23 protein-coding genes and 1 tRNA gene are annotated in these 22,337 nt (G+C 46.2%); 5 read left to right on the top strand and 19 right to left on the bottom strand.

The features are described 5' to 3' along the window. Genes WH43_RS07690 through WH43_RS20455 form a run of 9 tightly spaced genes read right to left on the bottom strand, consistent with a single transcriptional unit; the run spans window position 1 to window position 6,545 of the window. Entirely contained in the window at window positions 1-1,245 is a 1,245-nt protein-coding gene (locus WH43_RS07690; protein WP_053424054.1) for a tetratricopeptide repeat protein, read from the bottom strand. Further along, window positions 1,242-2,174, bottom strand: a complete 933-nt coding sequence (locus WH43_RS07685; protein ID WP_286049565.1) for an ExeA family protein — start codon at window positions 2,172-2,174, stop codon at window positions 1,242-1,244. The genes WH43_RS07690 and WH43_RS07685 overlap by 4 nt, the downstream gene beginning before the upstream one ends. After that, the gene (mshL, locus tag WH43_RS07680; RefSeq protein ID WP_286049574.1) at window positions 2,156-3,418 is read right to left on the bottom strand and encodes a pilus (MSHA type) biogenesis protein MshL; all 1,263 of its coding nucleotides are present in this window, start codon (window positions 3,416-3,418) and stop codon (window positions 2,156-2,158) included. The genes WH43_RS07685 and mshL overlap by 19 nt, the downstream gene beginning before the upstream one ends. Then, window positions 3,418-3,846 carry a hypothetical protein gene (locus WH43_RS20460; RefSeq protein WP_286049564.1) on the bottom strand — a complete coding sequence of 143 codons (429 nt, stop codon included), beginning with the start codon at window positions 3,844-3,846 and terminating at the stop codon, window positions 3,418-3,420. The genes mshL and WH43_RS20460 overlap by 1 nt, the downstream gene beginning before the upstream one ends. Further along, entirely contained in the window at window positions 3,843-4,166 is a 324-nt protein-coding gene (locus WH43_RS07675; RefSeq protein ID WP_053424053.1) for a hypothetical protein, read from the bottom strand. Before WH43_RS07675 ends, WH43_RS20460 begins: the two co-directional genes overlap by 4 nt. Continuing rightward, a complete protein-coding gene (locus WH43_RS07670; protein WP_053424052.1) occupies window positions 4,144-4,794 on the bottom strand; it encodes a hypothetical protein in 651 nt (216 codons plus the stop codon). Before WH43_RS07670 ends, WH43_RS07675 begins: the two co-directional genes overlap by 23 nt. After that, the gene (locus WH43_RS07665) at window positions 4,791-5,405 is read right to left on the bottom strand and encodes a PilN family protein (protein ID WP_053424051.1); all 615 of its coding nucleotides are present in this window, start codon (window positions 5,403-5,405) and stop codon (window positions 4,791-4,793) included. Before WH43_RS07665 ends, WH43_RS07670 begins: the two co-directional genes overlap by 4 nt. Further along, window positions 5,389-6,351 carry a hypothetical protein gene (locus tag WH43_RS07660; protein WP_053424050.1) on the bottom strand — a complete coding sequence of 321 codons (963 nt, stop codon included), beginning with the start codon at window positions 6,349-6,351 and terminating at the stop codon, window positions 5,389-5,391. The genes WH43_RS07665 and WH43_RS07660 overlap by 17 nt, the downstream gene beginning before the upstream one ends. Before the next feature lie 32 nt (window positions 6,352-6,383). Then, window positions 6,384-6,545: a hypothetical protein gene (locus tag WH43_RS20455; protein ID WP_286049577.1), complete on the bottom strand. Its 162-nt coding sequence runs from the start codon at window positions 6,543-6,545 to the stop codon at window positions 6,384-6,386. Between WH43_RS20455 and WH43_RS07655 the strand changes: the two genes are divergently transcribed. Further along, window positions 6,530-7,369 (top strand): 1-aminocyclopropane-1-carboxylate deaminase/D-cysteine desulfhydrase, encoded by an 840-nt coding sequence (locus tag WH43_RS07655; protein WP_286049573.1) that lies wholly within the window; start codon window positions 6,530-6,532, stop codon window positions 7,367-7,369. The genes WH43_RS20455 and WH43_RS07655 overlap by 16 nt on opposite strands. Window positions 7,370-7,389: 20 nt before the next feature. Here WH43_RS07655 and WH43_RS07650 read toward each other — a convergent pair whose 3' ends face one another. Beyond that, a complete protein-coding gene (locus WH43_RS07650) occupies window positions 7,390-9,198 on the bottom strand; it encodes an EAL domain-containing protein (protein WP_053424048.1) in 1,809 nt (602 codons plus the stop codon). A gap of 171 nt (window positions 9,199-9,369) precedes the next feature. Here WH43_RS07650 and WH43_RS07645 point away from each other — a divergent pair, with 171 nt between their 5' ends. Further along, window positions 9,370-9,837, top strand: a complete 468-nt coding sequence (locus tag WH43_RS07645) for a GNAT family N-acetyltransferase (RefSeq protein WP_053424047.1) — start codon at window positions 9,370-9,372, stop codon at window positions 9,835-9,837. On the opposite strand, the gene WH43_RS07640 is transcribed toward WH43_RS07645, so the two are convergent. Then, the gene (locus tag WH43_RS07640; RefSeq protein ID WP_053424046.1) at window positions 9,834-10,535 is read right to left on the bottom strand and encodes a 2OG-Fe(II) oxygenase; all 702 of its coding nucleotides are present in this window, start codon (window positions 10,533-10,535) and stop codon (window positions 9,834-9,836) included. The two genes, WH43_RS07645 and WH43_RS07640, sit on opposite strands and share 4 nt — an antisense overlap. A gap of 18 nt (window positions 10,536-10,553) precedes the next feature. On the opposite strand from WH43_RS07640, the gene WH43_RS07635 reads away from it, so the two are divergent. Both WH43_RS07635 and ggt read left to right on the top strand, forming a co-directional pair. Further along, window positions 10,554-10,952 (top strand): acyl-CoA thioesterase, encoded by a 399-nt coding sequence (locus WH43_RS07635; protein WP_053424045.1) that lies wholly within the window; start codon window positions 10,554-10,556, stop codon window positions 10,950-10,952. Between the two features lie 84 nt (window positions 10,953-11,036). After that, on the top strand, window positions 11,037-12,749 hold the full coding sequence (ggt, locus tag WH43_RS07630; protein WP_053424044.1) for a gamma-glutamyltransferase: 1,713 nt from the start codon (window positions 11,037-11,039) through the stop codon (window positions 12,747-12,749). A gap of 35 nt (window positions 12,750-12,784) precedes the next feature. On the opposite strand, the gene WH43_RS07625 is transcribed toward ggt, so the two are convergent. From WH43_RS07625 to WH43_RS07590, 8 genes are all read right to left on the bottom strand, one after another. Then, window positions 12,785-13,540 carry an arylamine N-acetyltransferase family protein gene (locus tag WH43_RS07625; RefSeq protein WP_053424043.1) on the bottom strand — a complete coding sequence of 252 codons (756 nt, stop codon included), beginning with the start codon at window positions 13,538-13,540 and terminating at the stop codon, window positions 12,785-12,787. A 19-nt stretch (window positions 13,541-13,559) separates the two neighbouring features. Continuing rightward, window positions 13,560-13,886 (bottom strand): DUF2288 domain-containing protein, encoded by a 327-nt coding sequence (locus tag WH43_RS07620; protein ID WP_053424042.1) that lies wholly within the window; start codon window positions 13,884-13,886, stop codon window positions 13,560-13,562. A gap of 66 nt (window positions 13,887-13,952) precedes the next feature. After that, a complete protein-coding gene (locus tag WH43_RS07615; RefSeq protein ID WP_053424041.1) occupies window positions 13,953-15,302 on the bottom strand; it encodes a sigma 54-interacting transcriptional regulator in 1,350 nt (449 codons plus the stop codon). A gap of 2 nt (window positions 15,303-15,304) precedes the next feature. Beyond that, window positions 15,305-15,880, bottom strand: a complete 576-nt coding sequence (locus WH43_RS07610; RefSeq protein ID WP_053424040.1) for a hypothetical protein — start codon at window positions 15,878-15,880, stop codon at window positions 15,305-15,307. Next, window positions 15,877-17,295, bottom strand: a complete 1,419-nt coding sequence (locus WH43_RS07605) for a sensor histidine kinase (RefSeq protein ID WP_053424039.1) — start codon at window positions 17,293-17,295, stop codon at window positions 15,877-15,879. Before WH43_RS07605 ends, WH43_RS07610 begins: the two co-directional genes overlap by 4 nt. Window positions 17,296-17,429: 134 nt before the next feature. Next, window positions 17,430-17,630, bottom strand: coding sequence for a hypothetical protein (locus tag WH43_RS07600; RefSeq protein ID WP_053424038.1), 201 nt, complete (start codon window positions 17,628-17,630; stop codon window positions 17,430-17,432). A 481-nt stretch (window positions 17,631-18,111) separates the two neighbouring features. Then, on the bottom strand, window positions 18,112-19,341 hold the full coding sequence (locus WH43_RS07595) for an adenosine deaminase family protein (RefSeq protein WP_053424037.1): 1,230 nt from the start codon (window positions 19,339-19,341) through the stop codon (window positions 18,112-18,114). 102 nt (window positions 19,342-19,443) lie between these two features. Beyond that, window positions 19,444-19,530: transfer RNA gene (locus tag WH43_RS07590), tRNA-Leu, on the bottom strand. Window positions 19,531-20,763: 1,233 nt separating this feature from the next. Between WH43_RS07590 and leuA the strand changes: the two genes are divergently transcribed. After that, the gene (leuA, locus tag WH43_RS07580; RefSeq protein ID WP_053424035.1) at window positions 20,764-22,335 is read left to right on the top strand and encodes a 2-isopropylmalate synthase; all 1,572 of its coding nucleotides are present in this window, start codon (window positions 20,764-20,766) and stop codon (window positions 22,333-22,335) included. Window positions 22,336-22,337 lie beyond the last annotated feature (2 nt).

Here is a 22,337-nt window from a genome sequence, read left to right as displayed (position 1 = left end):
TCACTCTAACGCCGCGATGCGTTTTTTAACATAGTCCAGGCTCTGGGCCGATAAACCGACACCATTTACAGCCACCTGACGGTACGCATGCAATGCCTGTTCAGAGTGTGACATCGCATCGTAACTTAGTGCCATTCCCAACCACCAACGTGCCTGTTCAGGTTGCTGACGAGCCAATTGCTGAAACACCTGCACAGCCTGAGGATGTTGACTGGTTTTTTGCAAGGCAGCGGCTTTTAATGCATAAAAGTCAGTGTAATTAAAAATATCAGGTTCATATTGCAAATAACTTAAAGCTTTGGCCCAGTCCTGTTGCTTTAGCGCTAACGCCGCCAACGCCATAGAGAGTTTTGGATCCTGTATGCCAGAAGCCAGAGCCTGCTCCAGAACCTGCACAGCGGCAACATCATTGCGCTGAACTTGCGCCAGACGGGATAACTCGAAATAAGCTTCGCTGCGGGAAGGTTCAAGCTGGCGTATCTGCTGCCACAACTCCGTTGCCTGAGTGAGCTTGCCAATAGCTTCAGCTTTTTGCGCTTTATCTTTCAGTAAGTCTTTTTGCTGTTCTGGGCTTAATTGTACTTTTTCAATCGCCAGAGAGCGGGGTTTATCTGAAGCTTGTGGCATATAGTTCCAGTCAGGTTCGATAGCAGTTTCAGACTCTGAGGTAAAGTCTCCGCTTTGGTCGAATTCGTTGACCTGCACTTCGTCTGTTGCCTCTGTATAGGCCAACGAAGTTTCATTGCTGGCCGCAGGAACAGGTTCAGCCAAAACCACTTCTACGACTCGTTCTTCAGCGACAGGCTGATTCACAAAAGGCTGTAATGCGGCTTCAGCTGCGGCGTCAGGCGCAGCGACTGTAGTCTTCGCAAGCTGAGCAGCGGCTTCTGGTGAGATACGCTCGGCCACCACATCCTGCAGGCTGACCGCTTGCTCTGTAGCAGCAGCGGAGACATCGGTCACATCCGCCAGACTGTTCGTCTGTGGCACTGCCTCAGTACCAGCAGCAAGCGGATGAACCTGACCTTTTTGCAGATCAGAAGCTGTGGGAGCTAATTCAGTATCAATGGAGAAACGTTCCATATACCAGGCCTGGCCACACCAGCCTGCCAATAAAGCCAAAGGAACCGCAACCCATACAAGCCACTGAGATTTTCGTTGAGCTTTAACACGGCTAAAACCGTTGTGCTGTTGTTGCTGCTGTTGTTTATCTAAATCACGCAGCATCTTATTGATCACGCTCATATCCACAACTCCCTGAAATACCAGGCAGCAGCGGCAGCGCCCACTAGCACTGAGACTAAAAGTCCACGCAGTACATCACTTAAAACGTAGCTGTGCTGTTGCACATCTTCCGTATCTTTTGCGGCATAACGTAAGTGTTTGGTATCGACCTGCAGCTTATTTTCGCCAAAAGCCAACATCAGGCCTTTATGACTTAATACATTCACTAAACGTGGGATCCCTCTGCTGTATTTCCAGATAGCTTTTAATGCTCCGGGTGAAAACAGCGGATGGCGGACACCCGCTATCTCACTACGAGTGCTGACATAAGCCTGCACCTCGTCATAGGTCATGCCTCGCAGTAAATAGGAAAAACTGACGCGCTGGCGTAATTGGCGAAATTTATAACTGGCTAAGCGTTTGTCCAGCTCTGGCTGGCCAAACAATACGACCTGCAGTAATTTACGCTGCTCAGTTTCCAGATTCGTTAACAAACGCAGGGCTTCCAGTGTATCGTCAGGTAAAGCTTGCGCTTCATCAATAATAAGTACCACTCTTTTGCCTTCAGCAGCCAGCGCTACTAAACGATGCTGTAGTAATTGAACTAACTGCTGATTATCTATCATATCAGCCTGCTTTAATCCAAGCTCTGCGGCAAAAGCCCAGCGTAACTCCAGTGGAGACAAATAAGGGTCGGGAATGTAAGCAATCACCCAATCGTCTGCAGCTTCATTCATCAGCTTGCGGCAGAGCATAGTTTTGCCCGTGCCAACCTCACCCGTCACCTTGATAAACCCTTCCCCTACATCCAAGGCTGTAGTCAGTACCTCTAACGCTTCATGATGCTGAGGCAAATCGACATAAAACGCCGTGTTAGGCGTCAGGCTGAATGGGGTCTGCTGTAAACCAAAGTGGCGTAAATACAACATAATCAGTTCTTCGGATACCATTGATCAATCAAATCGGCAGATTGTTTCAGCTGTTGCTGCATAGCGCTGCCGGACGATACTGTAGGTTTGATCAGAATAATCAGCTCTTTTTTCCGTTCCACTTTACTGATACTGGTAAATAATTTGCCCAGCAATGGCACAGAGCCCAGCACTGGCACCTTAGATTCACTGTCACTGATAGTGGATTGCATTAAACCGCCTATCACCACAATTTCACCATTACGGGCTTTAATAATAGTATCGGATTCACGGATATTGGTTTGAGCCGAAGGCAGAGTATAAGCGCTGGTACCGCCTAAGTTGATCGACTTGCTCAGCTCTGTGGTCTCGGACACTGATGGGTGCACGTGTAAAATGACATCACCATCGACATTAATCTGCGGCGTTACATCCAAAGCAATACCTGAGAAAAAAGGTTCCAGCTCCGGAATCGGGACGTCTCTGGTAATGCCTGTGCCAGTCCCTGTGGTATCAGCCAGATTCGAGCTGCTGCTGACCCCAGTGACATAGTATTCATCAGAGCCTACTTTAATTACGGCTTTTTGGTTGTTAATGGCGGTAACACGCGGACTGGACAGCACCTGAGCATTGCCCTGAGTTTCCAGCAGGTTAATCACTCCACTAAAATCATCGCCTTCAAAACCTATGCTGCCTAAGCCGCCTATCTGAGCGGTAATATTATTTCCCAGCGTAAAGCTGTTATTACTGAAGTTGATATCTGTAGAGCCAATGCTTCCGGCGATCTGGCTCCAGTTAATGCCTTGCTGATAATCATCATTTAAGGTGACTTCAATAATTTTTACTTCCAGTATCACCTGACGCTGCAAACTGGCTTCGGTTTGACCTAAATAAGCCCGTACGGCTTCAATTTCAGCCGGCAAACCACGCACAGTCACTAAACCAGCCTGCGGACTAACCACCACGGCTCTGTCCGGCCCTGATCCCATCACCCCTGTAATAGCTTCTTTTAAGTCTTTCCAGAAATCGGTTTCGCTGGAACTTTGCACTGAGCTGCCGTTTGCAGTATTAGATCCGGTCTGGAAATTAGAGTTCACCTCAGTCCCGTTACTATTATTTTGGATCTGAGTATTGCTTTGACTATTACGACCATTATTGTTGTTATTCTGGTTGCCGTTTTGGCCAGAACTAATACCACCGGCAGTGACAGAAATAGATGAACTGCCTGAACGTTGCATCAATAAATAATTCACCGGGATAGTTTCAGTGCGCAGGCCACCTGGCATCACTTTATAAATCGACCTACTTGCTGAATATGGTAACCATAGAGTTGCTCAATCACGGCAAAAGCTTCGTTTAAAGTCACTTGTTTTAAATCCAGCGTGATCTGGCCCGAAACTGCCGGATGAATAGCCACGCTGTAGTCTGTATCTGCGACTAAAGAAGTAAAAAAGTCTGCAACTTCCACATTGGCGGCAGCTACATTAAAACGAGGTTGAATGGCCTGACCTTGCTGCATAGGGGTAGCTAAGGCTAACAAATCCTGAGTCACACTGTCTGGCACCACAGGAGCCGCGGTTTTGGGTTGTTTTTGCGCTTCAGTTAACGCCGCTTGTGCTTGTTGTGGCACCTTCGTTTCCTGCAACCCCTGACACGCAGCCAGACTTAAGCTGATGAAAGCTAATGTGAAATAGTTTTTCTTAAAATAATTCATTGAGTTTTCATCGCTTTAAACAAACTTAAGGTTAAACGCTCATTCGCTTGCTGTAACACCACCTGTTTCTGGTTAATGCTCAGCACCCTGTAACCATCAATTTCATCACCCTGCTTCACTGACTGGCCATTAATCAATGCCATCTGTTGTCCCTGCACGTTTTTAATCAGACCTAATTTAAATTTAACGCTCTGATCTGACTGAACAGGATCCGCGGCCACAGGCACAGCCATGGCAACATCAGGTTTTGTTGGATCTGAAGCAGCCTGCACCGCCACACTCAGAAGCAGCAACAGGCTACAACTTAATATAACTTTCATTATCGCTCACCGTCAGTAAATGCAAAGTCAGCTCTGCATCAGGATATTCAGTGACTTTATAGTCAATACTTTGCCAACCTAAAGACCAGGGCAACGCATCAAGACGCTCCAGCACCGCTGTTAATGCAAAATAGCTGCCCGTCAGAACCACAACTGTCGAATGTTGATAAATAACTGCTTTATTATCAGTGCCCTGCTCTGCGAAGGTTAAAGGCACAGGAGGGTTGGCAATCACTGATTTCATCTTGACATTCTTGCTACTTTTTAACACATCCTGCAGTAAAGAGGCCATGCGCTCAGAACCTATAAAGTAGCTGGTCAGTTTGGAAATCTGTTGTTGCAGCTCTTGCTCCTGAAGCTCTAACGCCTCTAACTCCTTTTTGTAATTAGCATCCAGATCTACTCCGGCCTGCTGCTCTAATGTAGTTAAGGTATTGCTGTGCTGCTGTGTAGCCAGAGTGGCGCTGGTGATTTGCTGCTCCACTTTCCTTAGTTCTTCGAAAGCCGGTACTAAAAGTTGCAGCATAAAGAGCCATAAAGACAACAGCAAAGCCCCAATCAAAGCTGTGTACTTTTCCCGCTCTTTTAACGCGCTGAAACGCTCTGACATTTGTTGCCATGCACTCATGGTTTAGCCTCCGCAGTAGTCAGAACCACCGCAGAAGATGTGACTTTAAAAGCTAAAGCCTCTGTATTTTCCTGCTGTTTAATCTCAAATTGAGAAAAGGTATGGCCTTTAAAAAACGCTGTGCCGCCTAATTTGTTCAGCCATTGCGGCAATAATTCAGGCTCAGTGACATAACCACTAAACTGGCTGCTGTGGGCACTTAAACTGAAGCTATCTAACCAAAAGCCTTGCAGGTCGATACCGGCCAGATACTGCAATACAGGGGAATATTGCACTGAAGTTTTTAATTGCTCACCTTGCACAAATTGCAACAGCTTTTGTTTTTGCGCTATGGTCTGGTTCAACTCAGTACGCCGTTTCACCAAAACCGGAGCAGGCTGGCGATTCCCAAGCGAGTCCTGAAGTTGTTTTATTTGCTGTTCCTGACGTTTCACTTGCTCTTGTAATACTAAGAGCTCAGATTGCTTCGAGGCAGCCTGCGCATTCATCAAAAGACCAATAGCCAGCAATGCAGCACACAAGCCTGACGTACTGCCAATCAGCAGCTTTAAACTAATCTTCTCTTTGACAGGCTGTAAAGCCTGCACATAAAGGTTAACCCGCAGCTTCAAGGTTCACCTCCATTTGTGCACACAGCGGTTCGATAGCTCCGGCCAAAGCCAGCCAATACAGGTTAAACTGCTCTGCTGACATCTGTACACCCGCATCTTTGGCAGAAAGGGCGAATACCTGGGAAAATCCATTTTGCACAAACAACTGCACTACACCGCTCTGGTTGCTATTGACCAACAACAACGCAATTTCTTTCACCGGAGCCTGCTTTAACTGCCCCTCGAAATAATCGATAGAGCGCTGTAACTCCAACAACAAATTATCAAACACGCCTTGTTGTAATTCGTCCAGACTGTATTGGTCCAAACGATTAAAACCGCGTAAACGCCGGGAAAAACAAAGATGCCCCTGCTGTAAAATTTGTACAGCCAGGTCCTGGCCACTTTGATGCGAGACCAGCATCAGTGCCTGATTCTTAGCAGGTAATAAGTTTCTTGCTAACCATTCTTCCGGTTGGATCCCAACTAAGTGCAGCTTATTTTGCGTAAACAGAGCCACTATGTCAGCCAGCCAGCTTTTAGAACTGACCACTACATTGACTTTGACGCCCAGCAGTTGGTTTTGTAGAGGCAAATCCAGATAATCCAGCACCATATCATCGTCAGGCAAAGTCACTAAGTCTTTAATAGTCCAGGGCAAGGCTAATGAGATCTCTTCATCAGGCACCGCTGGTTTATCAATCTGCAACACCATATAACGCTCAGGCGGGATCACTAGAGTACAGTGGCAATCCGAAGGTAATTTTGCCGCCACGGCTTTAAAAGCAGCTGATAATTGTGCAGAGGAACTAAATTGCTCCTGAAACATTTGTTCAACCCGGGTTTCAGTTGCAGGTTGCCGGCTGACAACAACAACCTTTAAACTATTGGCAGATAAATGAACGCCAGCAAATACATCGCTTGATTTTTTGGTGATTTTTAACTGCGCCAATAGCTTTGTTAACATAACGGCAAATACTACCTACTGTGCTCTTTAAATTATTGTAACTCTAAATCATCGCAGAAACGATAAAAATGATAGAAATTTTGCACCAGATTGACCACTGCTGATGAAACTAAGCTCTTATTTACAGTGGAAAAACCTTCAACATCCTGTTTTAACTGAGTATCAGACGGAACTTTGGCTGCGTTATACCTCATGTAACAATCCAGACATATCCGGTAATAAGTTGTTGAAGCTAAAATACCAGCTCAAGCAAGCACTGCAACAAAAATATCCAGGGCTACTGACCTTTGGCGGAGCTTTTTCTAATCATTTAGTTGCAACTGCGGCGGCAGCGGCGGAGCATAATCTTAAAAGTATTGGCATAGTCCGGGGCGAAGAGGTTGATATCAATAACCCGACGCTGACGTTGTGCCGTTCTTATGGCATGCAGCTGATCCCTGTCAGCAGAGAGCTTTATCGCTCTCGTCACGATCAGACCTGGTTAGAGCAATTGGCCAGACAATTTCCAGATTATTTCCAGATCCCGGAAGGCGGCACCTGCACAGCCGCGGTGCAAGGAGTCAGTGAACTGGATATGTGCAATACCCCTGCTGGACCCGCTTCTTTGCTGATCTGCGCTGTAGGTAGTGGAGGCACCATAGCAGGCCTGATTCATGGCGCCCAAAATACGCCCGTATTGGGTATCGCTGTGGTCAAGGATCCAAGCTTACCGGACAAAATTAAGCAATTTTTACCTGCCGACCACTCCTGGCCGGAATGGCAGTTAGTCCAGGCTTTGCATCAGCCACGCTATGGCCACTTTGATCACCAGTTATGGCAGTTTTGTTTGGCGTTTACAGACCAGGCTGTTCAGTTAGAACCTATCTATACCGGCAAGGCCTTATATACAGTGTTTGAACTTATTAAAAGCGGCGTAATTCCAGCCGGCAGCCGCTTGAGTTTTTTCCATACAGGCGGTTTGCAGGCTCTCAAAGGCTTGGCATACCGTGGTCTGCTGCCTGGCTCTGGGCCGGCCTGATAACAGGCCTTATCGGAGCCTTACTCTGACAACTGGTTCTGTGCAATAAGACGAGCCAGTGGCTGACTAAAATAATACCCCTGAGCTCCCGTTACCCCTAATTTTTTCAGACATTGCCATTCCAGATCCTGCTCCACGCCTGTCGCTATCACTTTAATATCCTTGCCAACACAAGATGCCAATAAGCCCCGGATAAATAGCTGTTGTTCCAGCTGATGATCAACTCCGCGCACTATCGCAGGGTGGATTTTTAACATTCTGATAGGTAACTCATCGGTATAAGGGGTAGTATCCAGACTCAATCCCACGTGATCAACAATCAATTCAAAGCCCCATTGCTGTAATTGTAATAACTTGGGTTTCAGGTTTTTATAATGTTTGATTAAGTGATGTTCGTGAAACTCCAATGCCAGATCCGCTGTCTCCAGGCTGCCTTGATTTACCTGTGCGCTCAGCCAATGCCACCAGCCCTCATCCAGCAAAGACTGCACATTTAAGTTCACACTGCAACGGCAGTGCTCAAGCACAGCGGTCTCAGTCAATTTAGCAACCTTGAGCAAGACATACTGGTCGATAGCCCCAGCTAAACCACAGTTGGCAGCCATAGGTAAAAATACAGCAGCAGCTAATTTTTCTCCGTCACTACCGGCCAGCCGAACCAGCACTTCGTGTTGCAACACATCATTATCCTGCCAACAGAATACAGGCTGAAAGCTCAGCAAAAACCTATGTTCTTTCAACGCATTATGTAATTCAGTCCGCCACCAGACAGAACCTTTGATTTTTGGTTTTTGTGGATCGTTAAAACCATAAGCAGCGTTAGGTCCCTGTAACTGAGCAGTCTTTAAAGCCATATCTGCTTCCGCCATCAATTGATAAGAACTCTGTCCTTGCTGGTACAACACAAAACCGATATGGACTAAATCAAAATCCTGACATTCAGCAAAAAAGTTAGCCTGACTCAGTACCTGAGCCAGACGATCACCCAGTTGTTCGGCCTCTTTCCCGTTCAATCCTGGGATCAGCAAAGCGACATCATTTTCGGCCAGCCGGGCCATCACAGCTTCAGGCCAACCAGAGACCAGCTCAGCGATTAATTCCACACAACCTCTTAAACGTTGCAGCTTGATCAGATTGGATAAATGAACTTCAGGGTGAGACAACTGCACTATAAACACAGCGCCGCTGTTTACTTCCCCACTCTCAGTTAAATAGTGATTGAGACGACTTTCAAAAAACACTCTGTTGCCTATCGCCAGCTCGTGATCAACCAGGCCTTGTACCCGCACCAACTGGCGAATTTCACTGTCACGTTTTTGCCAGTTTTGTAGCTTCAGTAATACTCGCTGTAACTGAGTAACAGGATTCGTTTCCTGATGAAAAGGTAAATCCAGATGAGTCAGCAATAACTGAGTTTGTTGCTCAAGCTGCTGTAGTTCTTGCCGGAATTGTTGCTGATAAGGCCGGATCCACACTAGCCAGGCCAACCAGATCACAAAAGGCAGATTCAGTAACAGATAATCCAGAACTGTCCAACTCTGCACCAGTTGTGGTGCCAGATGTAATACCGGATTTGTGCCATCCAGAGCAACAAAATCAGCTGCAGCTTTGGGTGGGCTGGATAAAAGTTTTAACTGACCTTGTTCACTGACTAGCCAGGCTTGATGCGTGAGCGGTTGTAATTCCAGCCATTGTTGCCATTGCTGTTGACGTTGTTGCAGTTGTAACTGACCTATTGCATAAAAGCTGCAGTTGATCAGCAGTACAACCAACAGACTAAGCAGCTGCTGCCAGTAGCGCTTCTTTTGAACTATCTGACTTAACCACATCCCAACTCCTTTTGCCGCTGCCTATCCAACGCCTGGAGTAAGTGTGGTGCAAGTTTGCTCTTTATGCCGATTTTTTTACTGTGCTTCCGTATCCTTTTCACAACCAGACAAAAGCAAGGGGACTTTGATATAGTAAAAACCAGAACCATAAAAAAATAACGGGACAGACAAATGGAATGGCAGGTTGCAGGCTTTAATCAACTGGATTCGTATACGGTGTATGCCATGCTGCAATTAAGAGTGGATGTATTTGTGGTGGAACAAAATTGTCCTTACCCAGAGCTGGATAACAAAGACCTCCATCCGCAAACCCGGCATATACTGCTGAAAAAAGGCGACAAAATTTTAGCTTACGCCCGGGTATTGGCCCCTGGGGTCAGTTATGAAAACAGCCCTGCCTTAGGCCGTATCTGTGTGTCACAAACAGCGCGCCGTCTGGCGTTGGGCCGCGGTTTAATGGATAAAGCTTTGGATGTAGCCAGCAGTTGCTGGCCTGATCAGGAGATCCGTATTTCTGCTCAGTGTTACCTGCAACGATTTTACGAGTCCTTTGGTTTTATCGCCTGCAGTGAACCTTATCTGGAAGATGATATTCCACATTTAGAGATGGTTCGTCCGATAGCTGAGTCTGGTCACTAGGCGTTTGTACCGTATAACTGTTCGGCACGGTTAAACAGTACCCAACTGGTTAATATGTACTTATCATCCGACACCGGAACACAGCCCCTGTGCGTGTGAGTAAAGTAAGCCGGCGCTATCACCATACGTCCGGCTTTAGGTTGAATGGCTTTATTCTGATAATAAAACTCGGTCTGGCCACCTTCTGCTACATCATTTAAATAAAACATAAACAACAAAGTACGATGCAAGGGCTCATTATTCGGGAGCTGCGGATAGACCTCTGAGTGCCAGTAACCATAATTGCCTTTACCTTGCTGATATTTTTGCATTTGTATTGGGCCAAGCCGATACAAACTGCGCATAAAGTTTTCGGCCTGAGGAGCACCAAGTTGTGGATAATTTTCGGCCGTCACAGTGACCATCCGCTGTTCAGTCGGATGAGCAACTGTCATGCTGACGGGGCCAATTAACGCAAAATGATACTTTCTGAAATAGTCCGCAATATAAGTGGTGGTGTACTTAATAATCTCACTCAGCGCCGGGTGATACTCCTGAAACTGATTCAAGTACAAGTCGGTACTCAACTTTTTACTGGTGTCGACGCCACCGCCAGTGCGCCCAGCTGTTGTGTGAGGGCTTTGCTCAAATAAAGTGATCAGTTGCTGACAAAAATCACGGGGTAATACATCATCGAACACTTCAATAAAATCATTCATAGTTTTTAGGTTATTGTTATGTTTAAAGAAATTATTCAGCCACGATTTAACGAGACAGACGCCTTAGGTCATATCAACAATACAGTGCTGACGCAGTGGTTTGAAGGAGCCAGAGACCCTATTTTCAAATTATTTACACCTGATCTCAATACCAAACAATGGCGGTTAATACTCGCCAGCATCAGTGTACAGTTTAAGGCAGAGCTATTTTATGGTTTACCGGTCGAACTTCGCACTGGAGTTAGCATGGTTGGAAACAGTTCTTTTGAAATTCATCAGGAAGCCTGGCAGCAGGGTCGGTGTTGTGCTTCAGGAAAAGCCGTACTGGTGCAATACGACTTTGACGCTAAACAGAAACTCTTACTCAGCCATGAACAAAAAGCCAGCTTGAACGCACATCTTATTTCAGCCAGCTAATCAGGGTTTTGGTCGCGTGCCGCTGGTAATTTCAACAAGTCCTGATTAGTTTGAGTACTCCTGTATTTCAGAGGCACAACCAGAATGAAAAAACTCCTGCTCTGCAGTTTGATTGCATTATCCCCTCAATTAATGGCGTATGACCGAATTACCGGCGCTGATTTTGCCAGCCGCTCAGAGGTAATAGCGCCCCATGCTATGGCAGCGACCAGTCAGCCATTAGCCACTCAAATTGCTTTAGATATTATGAAACAAGGCGGCACAGCGGTAGATGCTGCCATAGCCGCCAATGCAGCATTGGGTTTAATGGAACCTACGGGCAATGGTATAGGCGGCGACTTATACGCCATTATCTGGGATGGTAAAACCAATAAAATCTACGGTTTAAATGCCTCAGGTCGTTCACCTAAAGGTTTAAGCTATACCCAGTTAGCTAAAGAACTGAAAAAGCTCGATCGAAAAGACATCCCGCCTTATGGCATGTTACCGATCAGCGTACCTGGTGCCGTTGATGGCTGGTTTGAGATGCACCAGAAGTTTGGCAAATTACCTATGACGCAAATTCTGCAACCTGCCATTACTTATGCCGAACAAGGTTTCCCGGTCAGTGAGCTGATTGCGTATTACTGGGACAGGTCTGTTCCTCGCTTAAAAGACCAGCCGGGTGATTTTGTTGGCACTTTTACCATCAATGGTAAAGCACCAGCTAAAGGCGAGCTATTTAAAAACCCTGATTTAGCTGCCACTTATAAAGCCATAGCCACAGGCGGACGCGATGCCTTTTACAAAGGTGATATAGCTAAAAGTATCGACGGTTTTATGAAAGCCAATGGCGGTTATCTGCGGTATGAAGATTTCGCCAGCCACAAGTCAGACTGGGTGGACCCGGTATCCGTCAATTACCGTGGTTATGATGTCTGGGAATTACCGCCAAATGGCCAAGGCATAGCGGCTTTGCAGATGTTACAAATTCTGAAGAATTTCGATTTAAAAGCCATGGGCTATAACAGCGTTGACAGTATTCATACCTTAGTAGAGGCGAAAAAGCTGGCTTTTGAAGACAGAGCCAAATATTACGCAGACTCAGATTTTAATAAGTTGCCGGTCAAAGGCCTTATTTCTGAAGCCTATGGTAAAGAGCGCGCTAAGTTAATTGGTCCCAAAGCGGCGCAACGCGTCGATGCAGGTAATCCAGCCGCCTATCAGGGCGATACCATTTACCTGACTACAGCCGACAAAGACGGCACTATGGTGTCACTGATCCAAAGTAACTACCGCGGTATGGGTTCAGGTGTGGTTGCGCCTGGTACCGGCTTTGGTTTTCAGGACAGGGGCGAGATGTTCTCGATGGACCAAAAACACGTGAATGCCTATGAACCAGGCAAACGCCCTTTCCAGACTATTATTCCGGCCTTTATCAGTAAAGATGGCAAACCACTGACCAGCTTTGGGGTGATGGGTGGCGCTATGCAGCCTCAGGGCCATGTGCAGATTGTGGTGAATATGGTCGATTATGGTATGAACCTGCAGGAAGCAGGTGATGCTGCGCGCTGGCAACATCTGGGCAGCACTGAACCAACAGACGCACAGCCTCTGTATTTAACTAACGGCGGTTATGTTCAACTGGAAAAAGGGGTGCCATACGAAACGGCTCGTGAACTGATGAAAAAAGGCCATGACGTTCGTTATGGTTTAGGGGAATTTGGTGGTTATCAGGCCATTATGAAAGACCCTAAAACCGGAGTGTATTACGGCGCTTCAGAATCCCGTAAAGACGGCCAGGCTGCAGGTTATTAATAAGAAAGGGCAGAGTATCCACTCTGCCCTTTTCTCTAACTCAACAACTGCTTTAGTATGTCTTCCCGCTGCTGCGGGCTTAGTTGCTGCACTTCTGTGCCATCAGCTCGTATTTGTTTGAGCTGATCGCCCAGCAGGATATCGCGGCCTTGTTCATGGTGTTTAATCACTAATAACTTCTGTACAAAAATCGTATCCGGATGGGTGGAGTTCAGGTAGTTGGCAGGCATAAAATCGACCCACTCGCTCTCATAAGGCTCAAAACCAAACTGACTTAACCAGTGGCCATCCACCAAGGCCTGCACCACATAAGCACCGCTCTGCTCTGTGGTTAAACGGAACTGATCAAAGTCTTGCTGCTGGATTTGTTCTAACGACGATAAAGCTATAGGGGCACGAATGCCGTAGCTGCCAAAACCTAAATCACAGATCCACTGCTCGCCATCAGCTTCCACCAGCACTATCATATGAGTTTTAGGCCGGCGCACCGGATAAAACATCGGGCGACAGGCGATAAACTTGTAGTGAAAACCCAACGCCTGTAATGCCATCGCAAAAAGGCCATTGACCTCATAACAATAACCACCGCGGCCCTGGCCTATTATTTTGTCGACTATCTGTTCAGGCACCAGAGAGACAATTTTACCGGCTTGCACATCGAGGTTTTCAAAGGCAACACTAAACAGCTGAGCACGCATCAACTTTGTTAAAGTGTCAGCACTGAGCTCTAAAGGTCCAGTATAACCAATACGCTTGAGGTAGGACTCTAACTGGAAATTTTCTGCATACATAAGGGATTGACCTGCGTAGTTAATGAGTAGCTTGGGCTGCTTTGTCCTGTACCAGAATCCAGGGAGAAATCACCACGGCCCAAAGTTCGGCTTTTTGTTCCACCCAAAGCTGGGCTTGTGTATCAGCTACTCTGTCGACTAAACCAGCTTGCAGCCAGTTCTCTACTGCTGCTTTATCATCCTGACTAAAGGCAAAAGCCACATCCACTAAATCCAGTTCGGCAGAAACCTGCACCACAGAACCGGCCGCATAAAACTTTTGCAGCTCCAGCCAGTTGATGCGGGCTGTTTCGCTGATGATTTTCGCTTTCAGTACGTCAGGTTCTACATCAAAATTTTCGTGCATAAATCAATCTCTCGGGGTCAGATCACATTATGCGCTGTTAACAATGTGATCCGACCCCATTTTCGGTTATTCCAATTCATCGCTTTGCTCGGACACCTGAGCTGCGCTGAGTTCGTGCTTTTTCAGCAGTTTGTGAAAGTCTGTTCTGTTGCGCCCGGCCAGCTCCGCAGCCCGGGTCACATTGCCTTCAGCCATTTTTAACACCCGGATCAAATACTGGCGTTCAAACTGATCACGGGCTTCGCTTAAGGTTGGCCAGAAACTGCGGTTTTGCGACAGCGCCTGTTCAACTAAAGCGACACTCAACACCGGGCTTTGGGTTAACGCCACACATTGCTCGACCACGTTCACCAATTGGCGAACATTACCAGGCCACTGAGCTGTGACTAAAGCTTGCATGGCGTCTTCGGAGAAACGATTCACCTGTACGCCATGGCGCTCTGCATTTTGTTGCAGCACATGGCGAGCTAACAATGGAATGTCTTCAGCCCGCTCTCTTAAGGTTGGCAGCTGCAAATTGACCACGTTTAAGCGGTAATACAAGTCTTCACGAAAGCTTTGTTCCTGCATCGCCTGTTTTAAATCACGGTGAGTCGCCGACAATACCCGCACATCAATAGGGATAGTCTTGGTACTGCCGACAGGACGTATTTGCCGCTCCTGCAGAGCCCGCAATAACTTCACCTGCAATGGCATTGGCATATCACCAATTTCATCAAGGAACAAAGTACCGCCGTCTGCTTCGCGGAATAAACCTAAATGCTCGTTCACTGCACCAGTAAAAGCCCCTTTGGTGTGACCAAACAGCTCGGACTCCAACAAATGCTCAGGCAAAGCACCACAGTTAATAGCAACAAAATGGCCTTTCGCTCTTGGACTGGCTTTATGAATAGCCTTGGCCAGCATTTCTTTACCTGTACCACTGGCGCCTGTGATCAACACACTGACATCGCGTTGCGCCACCCGATAAGCCTGATCCAGCACCTGCTCCATTACTTTACTGCGGGTGATAATATCTGCACGCCACTCATCTTTACTTGGCACATGAGATTGATGCACCGCCTGAGCCAAAATGTCACGTAAATCGTTGTTATTCAGTGGCTTAGTTAAAAAACCAAACACACCACGCTGCGTTGCAGCTACGGCCTCTGGAATAGAGCCGTGTGCTGTCATCAACACCACAGGTAAACCGGCGTGACGTTTGGCGATTTCATCAAACAAAGCCATACCGTCTAAACCCGGCATCCGCAAATCACTCAGCACTACATCGACTTTGTTTTTACCCAGCAATACCAAAGCAGTTTCAGCGCAATCGGCACTGATCACCTGATAGCCTTCACCTTCCAGACGCAGCGTCAGTAAACGCAATAAGCTGGGATCATCATCCACCAGCAATAACCGGGCGCCATTGCTCATGCTTAATTTCCTGTTTGATTTAATTTGGCTTCGATCTGCGTCAGCGCATCAATTTTCTTTTGTAAGTCTTTGCTTTGCCGACGCAATCTGTCCAGTTGTTCTTGCTGCTGTGCATTTAAACGCGATAACGCAGTCACCGCAGATTCGCTTTCCAGCAACTTCTGGTTATAGGCTAAATCCCAACGCAATAAATCGGCTAAACCTTTAGGTAAAGTGGTCAGTTTGTCATTTAACTGAGTCTGAGCGGCAAAACGAACCGTATAAGGACTGTCAGGATGCAGCTTAATCAATAAGGTTTGTAAGGTCGTTACAGGACTGGTTTTGAAACTACGTAATAACAGATCGCGCTCTGCCACCGGCATCAATAACAACTGGGCACGAAAATCACGCCAGGCTTGCAAAGTTAATACATCGTCAGCAATAGCCAGTTCAGCCTTTATCGGTTTAGGTGGTTCCACTTGCTGGGTTTGGGCGGGTTCAACTTTGGGTATAGTTTTATTCACCACTGGTGCCACAGGCTTCACGCCCTGACAGGCTGTTAACACCAAACAAAGGCCAAGACTTAACCAAACTTTCATACCGCATCCTCAACTAAAGGCAAACGCACCTGAATACACACATCGGCGTAATTCACATCGATAATTTCTGCCAGACCACCTAATAAACGGGCGCAGTCGGCGACAATAGATAAACCTAAACCTGAACCTTGTACCGCATCAAAACGTGGGGCTTTGCCGCGCTGGAAAGGTTCAAACAACTTAGCCCGTAATTCAGCAGGGATAGGAGTGCCGTTATTCGCCACATCTAACAACATAAACTTATCATGTTGACGCAAATTGACCCAGACATTACTGCCTTCGGCACCATAAGCCTGTGCATTGTTAATCAGGTTATCCAGAATACGCCGGAATAACATCGAATCGGTGTAAATACGAGGTAACTGACAGTCCAGCACAATTTTTTGCTCGCGTTGCTGCAAGGATAACGCATGGTCGTTAAAGCAATTTTGCAGCAAGGTTTCGCTGTCATGCCAGTCAAACTCAGGTTTTGCTTGCTGCAGTAACTTGTTGTAATCCAGCAGCTGTTCCGTTAGCACACTCAAACGGTCCGCACTGCCATTGAGCAAACTAACCACTTCCATTTGCTGTGGGTTTAATGGTCCAACCAATTGCTCGCTTAACAGCGCACAGCCTTCGCGGATACTGGACAAAGGTGTTTTAAGTTCATGAGATGCATGACGCAATAAAATAAGCCGCAAAGCTTCCAGTTGCTGCAGACGTGATGCCAGCCAGCGTAACTGCTCACCCAGTTCGGTCAGTTCACGTGGGCCATCCACTTTGTCATGCGGGAAATGATGGCTGGCCTGCCCTATAGAACGGATCATGGTGTCGAGCATTTTTACCGGTGCTGTAATTCGGGCAGAGGCCCACAGCACCATCAATAAAGTCAGTACCACTAAAGCCACGGTTTGCCAGGCCAGATGACTTTGCGCCTCTTCGGCATACACCTGTTGCTGCTGTAATCGTTGTTCCAGCAAGGCCCAAATCACTTGCGTCAGTTGCACCTGCTGCTGACGGATTTTTTGCAGAATAGGGCTTAGTTCTTCATTACTCTCGTGTAAGTAGCTGTCAAACAACAACTCCAGTTGTTTTTGTTGCTGCGCGCACAGCACAGGCTGCGCCAGATTCAGACAAACGGAACCCAGATTCTGTTGATAGTTGTTTAAGTGAGTGGCCGCCAATTGAGACAGGGCATCGGTTTTCAAAATGCTAAACTGCAGCACTGAACGTTCAATGTCATTGACCAGCTTTTGCATATTTTCAGCACGGCGTACATTCGCTACCGAACTCTCGGCTTCAGCTATGGCATAACGACTGACATCGGATAAAGCACTATGACTTTGCCATAACAGCACCCCAAGTGGGATTAACGCCATAAAAAAGCTGAGTAAAACAAACTGCCGCAAGGAAGCAGGCTGAACAGGCATTCGCATCAGGACAGGGTTCCACGAAAAATCAGGCGCTTATCATAACGGATTTACAGAAGGAGGTTAAGCGCCAGGGATGACTGCGCATAAAACAAAAAAGCCAGTCAGAGACTGGCTTTTCATCGATTTACAGCAACTAATTAGTTAGTAGCTTGTTCTAACATGGCAGAAGCACGAGCTTTACGTACTTTAGCAGCGGTGCGAACATAAGCATCAGCGGCCTGAACACGCTCTAACTCTAAAACTGCATTGCCGTTTAAATCAATTTTGCGCATGTAGGTTACAAAAACAAAAGCGTTCACCATGAAGAATGCGATAGCTGCGATTAAAAATAAGTCCATAATTCACCCCGTCTTTACTACTGTTCATTTCAGCGTTTTGCTGAGCCTGCCGGTAAATTAGGTAAGAGTAACAACTGCGTACCTCTTACCTAATTTACCGTTACGAACTAATAAATGCAGAGTCTGTGCCAAGTTTGAAAATTAATTTTTAAACCTTAAATATCAACAAGTTAAGTTAGCTCAATTTAATTCCCAGCTGAAACTGAACAGAAACCCCAAAAGATCTGTCGCTAATTAGCAACAGCAAAACAGAGCTTAAAATAATAACCATATATTTCAATAACTTAGCATGTATGCTTTTTGCGACACTTTCGCCGATATTTATTAAGAAGTGATAATTCAATTAAATTTCAATGACTTATGAAAAATGAAAAATGCAGATTCTGGAACGAAAAGGAAGCTGAACGGGCGGCGTACCTCATTCGGCTCAGAGTAAACTTAAATTTGAGATTTAATCTCACTCTGAGCCGAATTAAACAACTTAGTTAATAAAGCCGTATTTTTGTGCGACTTTGTCGAAGTACTCTAAACATTGCTTAGCATACTGGCGCTTTTCCACATAGCTACCTGGGAAAAAGCTTTTCTTAAAGCCATAAGCCACTATATCTTTTAAACGTTTCAGCGGGATATCAAAGTTGTCCAACGCCAGTTTGTATTCACGGCTGACGGTGGTATTGGACACCAACCTGTTATCGGTGCAAATCACAGTGGCAATACGGTGTTCCAGCATATCGGCAAACTTATGTGCTTTGATATCGCTGATCTCTGGATTGGTTTGTAGATTGCTGGTTAAACAAACTTCAATAGCAATACGTTTGTCGGCTATATAAGACGCCAGTTCACGAATGTACTTTTGTTTATCTTTGATAGACGGGTCCTGGATCATCTCCGGCACAAACAAGGAATAGCCATGACCTATGCGGTCGGCGTAACATTCGGTAATGGCTTCAAACACACTTTCAGCGCCGTAAGCTTCACCAGCATGTAAGGTTTTCAGCAAAAAGTGCTGATGCGCAAACTCATACACTTCTTTAAATTTACTGGCCGGATAACCAGACTCCTGCCCTGCTAAATCCAAAGCTACGATAGGAATACCTGCTTCATCCCGCAACCGCACACTGGCCCGTACTAACTCCATAGCCGCCAGCTTAATGACTTCAATAGGACTAAAATCCCGCATTAGCTGGAACAAATTGGTGTAATAAGGTGAAAAGCCTTTGTCGCCAAACATCCGCATGGCGCAATTGATAATGCCGTAGGCAAAAGGCGGTTTATCGCCACTCAGAATAGCGCTTTGGCTATTGTATTCCTGCTGCGCTCTTTTCAATCCATTGTTGACCGCATGCATCACCCGGTCAAAATCTATGCCGGATGGCAAATCAATTAACAGCTGAGGAGCAAAACGCACTTCAATATAATTGACACCTTCAAGCTGGTTGTCGATAGCCAGCTCGTAAGCAGCCCGTTCCAGATTATCCATATCACGCAGCACGGCACAAGTGTATTGGAAACAATGTAGGTATTCGCCAAGATTTTGGTAGCTGTCTTTAAATACCAGCTGTTTTAAACCTTCCACTGTCTGGCTTGGCAGTTTCACACCGGCTTTAGCTGCCATCTCAATCAGGCTGTCTAAACGTAAGCTGCCATCTAAATGCAAATGCAGATCAGATTTTGGCATTTCTTTAATGAAATCAAGAGAGTAAAAATGCATAACGGAATAAACCTGCAAAATAAGCAAAGTGTTTTAGTTATAGCAGTTAAGTGGCAGAACAGGAATTTAAAAGGAAATGTATCAGGACTAACAGAATAGAAATGGTGCCCGGGGCCGGACTTGAACCGGCACGCCCTTTCGAGCGAGGGATTTTAAATCCCTTGTGTCTACCGATTTCACCACCCGGGCATGAGCAGAGCGTGTTTGACAACACTGGCAGAACGGGGCGCATTTTATGCTGAATAACTGGCGTTCGTCATGTGTTTTTCATAAAAAAACTGAAAAAATGCATCAACCGCCTAATTTTTCAACAAAAACAACTGTATTTAGCTGCCTTTGCTGCAAAAAGCATCAGGTGGACGCCCCAGCCCCTGACATGAAAGACAACATACGCCCACAAAATCGAAAATGTTTTGTTGGCTTGTACAGGCCAGTAAAAATTGCTATCTGGTATAGTTAACAGCTCCTTGCTACAAAAAATAGTGAAGCTGGAGCTAACGACTCCAGTATTTGGTGTAAACATAATAAACAACCAGCCCAAGGCAACAGCAGACAAAATAAGCAAGAAAGTGAACAGGAATCAGGCTTATCCAGGCAATATCAGACTGCCCATCCATTTGAGAGGAGTAATTCGAGTCCCAATAGAGTCTTAAATAAACTAACGCGAAACCAAAAGACACTGCGCAGCTGATGTAGTCCAAAAAGTAAGTTTGGGTTACTTTTACAAATTCTTCGTAACACACCAACACAGACAATAAAAACGGCACAGCCCCTAACAGGAACCAGGGAGAATGTTTTAATGTGTAGGTGATGCATATGACTAAAAAAATCATCAACGCCAGTAATGCCACGCCAAACAGCAGCTTTCTAACACTGAAGTTTTTAAGCAAAGTTACAAAACCTATAGCTGCCACTCTATTCTCCTATCTGTTTAGTTTAAATTTTCATCTCTCAGCCTGGATTTCAAGCGCTTAGGAAAATAAGGCGTTCTTAAAATAACAAACACCCTACTCCATTCATAGGTAATACTACTGCTGGCACGCAGAAATCGAGCAGGAGAGAAGCTGTCCGGTGGATGATGAGCTTAACCCAGCTAAACCTTTGGCCTCAGCGACACTATCAAACACCAGCAAAAATACTTAGATATTTAGCCGTCTATACTGTTGCAATGGTCAATTTGCCGTGATATTACTAATAACAGTTGTATAAATTAAACCCAATGAAGACTTAAACAACAATGAATTCAAACCAGCGTTTCGCTAACCTGCTCACTCTCCTCGTGCTCCTCAACAGGCCACGGGGCTTTGTGCATTGGTAAAACGACTGTACCAGTAAACCAAAAACCCCGTGCCACAGGCCGGGGTTTTTTGTTTTAACCAAGGCCACCAGAACGGGTTTTAATCAATCAATGAGGAAAATGTGATGAGTGGTCAGGACAAAGTCTGGATTTTTGACACCACCTTAAGAGACGGCGAACAGGCCTTGCGTGCCAGTTTAAGTCATAAACAAAAAATTCAGCTGGCTCATGCTATTGCCCGCTTAAATGTCGATGTAATGGAGGTGGGTTTTCCTGTGTCATCGCCAGGTGATTTTGAGTCTGTGCAAAGCATAGCTACTCAAGTCAAAGGCCCTATTATTTGTGGTTTAGCCCGGGCTGTCAGTGCGGACATTGAAGCCTGTGGTCAGGCCTTGGCCAATGCTGAGCGTCGCCGTATTCATACTTTTATCGCCACCTCGCCTTTGCATTTACAGTACAAATTACGCCGCACCTTAGAACAAGCCACTGAACAGGCGGTTGCCGCTATTCAACTGGCGCGCCGTTACACTGACGATGTTGAGTTTTCCTGTGAAGATGCAGGCCGCACTCCTATTGATGATTTATGCCGTATTGTCGAAGCCGCTATCAAAGCTGGGGCACGCACTATTAATATTCCAGACACTGTGGGCTACACCATTCCGAATGAATTTGCCCGCATCATTACCGACCTGCGTAATAAAGTACCGAACATTGATCAGGCCATTTTAAGTGTACACTGCCATAACGATTTAGGTTTGGCTGTAGCCAATAGCATCACAGCAGTTCAGGCCGGTGCCCGTCAGATTGAATGCACAGTCAATGGCATTGGCGAGCGTGCCGGTAACTGTTCATTAGAAGAAGTGGCGATGATTATCAAAACCCGCCCGGACATTCTGCCGTTTTACACTGACATTAAAAGCACTGAGATTTATCGCAGCAGCCATTTGGTCAGCCAGATTTGCCATATGCCTATTCAGCCGAATAAGGCGATTGTTGGCGAAAACGCTTTTGCCCATTCCTCAGGTATTCACCAGGATGGCGTATTAAAAGCACAAAACACTTATGAAATTATGTCTCCTGAGCAGGTTGGTATCCGTCAGAACGAGCTGAACCTGACCTCGCGCTCTGGCCGCGCTGTGATCCAGCATCGCTTAAGCGAAATGGGTTACACCCAGGATGATTACAACTTAGATGAGATCTACAAAGCGTTTGTCACTTTAGCTGACCAAAAAGGCCGGGTCTTTGATTACGACTTAGAAGCGCTGGTGTTTTTCCAAAACTTACAAGACACCAACGAGCCTTACAAACTGGAGTTTTTAAGCTCGTCCACTCATACAGGACATGTCGCCAGCGCCACTGTGGGCATCAGCATTAATGGCGAAACCCATACCGAAGCCGCCACAGGTAATGGCCCGGTGGAAGCGTCGTTTCAGGCTATTCAGCGGATTGTTGGTACTGACGTCAAGATGGTCGACTTTAACTTACAGGCTAAAGGCAGCGGTGAAGATGCGTTGGGCCAGGTGGATATCATTGCCGAACATCAGGGCCGCCGTTATCACGGCGCAGGCTTAGCCACTGACATAGTGCGCTCTTCCGTTTTAGCTTATGTGCACGTCTTAAATTTAATTGAACGCAGCAAACAGGTAGACGCCGCCAAGCAGGCTCGCCGTTTATCTGAATCACAGACAGAGAAGTAACA

It is taken from the genome of Rheinheimera sp. KL1, assembly GCF_001275035.1.
Classification (GTDB): Bacteria; Pseudomonadota; Gammaproteobacteria; order Enterobacterales; family Alteromonadaceae; genus Pararheinheimera; species Pararheinheimera tangshanensis.
Note: the sequence above shows the minus strand (reverse complement) of the source record. Positions and strands in the feature narration are given on the sequence as shown.